General features: G+C 26.5%; 2 protein-coding genes. Both read right to left on the reverse strand.

Going from position 1 to position 1,421, the window contains the following annotated elements:
* Nucleotides 1-219 (reverse strand): hypothetical protein (locus tag HG1285_RS01585; RefSeq protein WP_008289360.1); only part of this gene is annotated, 219 nt, incomplete at its 3' end.
* Nucleotides 200-1,421: GGDEF domain-containing phosphodiesterase (locus HG1285_RS01580; protein WP_008289361.1), on the reverse strand; the 1,222-nt coding region annotated here is incomplete at its 5' end. The genes HG1285_RS01580 and HG1285_RS01585, both read right to left, overlap by 20 nt.

Here is a 1,421-nt window from a genome sequence, read left to right on the forward strand (position 1 = left end):
TTCCCCAACTAAAATAACTATGTATTTAAAAAACTTATTTATTTCATCTTCAGATAGATTGCTAAAATCTGTGTTAAGGACATTCTCAGGTACATTGAAACCTTTTTTATCCATTTCGTAAAATACACGCTGAACTATTAGTTTTAATGCTAAACTACCTATCAAGCTCTCAAGCTCTATTAATTTTTCTTTAATAAACTTAATCTTTTCGTCTCTCATTAATATCTCCAATCAAATTTTTAATTTCATCAAATGGTAAAGGTGGTGAAAATAAATATCCCTGTCCTTCATCGCAATTAAGTTGAATTAATTTATCCAATATTTCTTTTGTTTCAATTCCCTCTGCAAGAGATAAAGCATTTATTTCATGCGAAATTTCAATTATCAACTTAACTACATTTAAATGTTTTGTACTTTTTGCTATTTCCACGACAAAGTCTTTATCAATTTTTACTTTATCAATATCAAATTCAATAAGATAATTCATGTTTGAATACCCTGTTCCGAAATCATCTATAGCAATTTTAAAGTCATTTTTTTTCAATTCCTGAATTATTTCTTTAGTATAATCAGGATTTTTCATTGCTGTTCGTTCGGTTATTTCAACAACGAAGTTTTTGGAAGGGAAATTATACTTGTTAATATACTTCAAAATATTATTGATAAAATTCCGGTCTTCAAATTCTCTAGATGAGAAATTAACAGATACAAAATATTCTCCATCCAGTTTTAAAATGTCTTTAATAGAATTTTTTATTACAAATTCAGTTATACTTTTAATAAAATCAGTTTCTTCTGCTATTGGTATAAATTCACCTGGAGGAACATATCCAAGTTCTTTAGAAAACCATCTTATCAATGTTTCAAAACCTATTATTTTTCTATCTTTCAAGCTTACAATTGGCTGATAAAAAACTTTTAATTCTTTGTTTTTTATTGAGTTTGGTAAAAGTTTTATAATTTTTTCATTTCTTTCAAACTTGTCCTGAACTTCTTCAGAATACCATACTATCTGGTTTTTACCTTTTCTAACAGATTCATAAAACGCTATAAATGCCTGATTTAAAAGCTCTTGTGGGTCTTTAGATGTTTTTGGATAAAGTGATATACCCATATTAAATGCTGGGAATATTACACTTCCACCGATTTTTAGTCCTTCTGAAATTTTTTTGTTAAATTTATCCAACAAAACATCAAACTGTCTTAAATTTTTTGTTATCCCTGCAAGTAAAAACTCATTTGTTAATGTTTTTCCTACAATAAAATTTTTAAATACCTTTTGTAATACATTTTTAATCTTATTTAATATCAAATCTTCAGGGTAAATAGCCTTAAAATCATCAATATTAGAAATTTTAAATACAATAACAGGAACTTTCCCGGATACTCCTTCTATAAGTCGTTTTAAGTTCTCTAAAAAT

It is taken from the genome of Hydrogenivirga sp. 128-5-R1-1, from assembly GCF_000171895.1.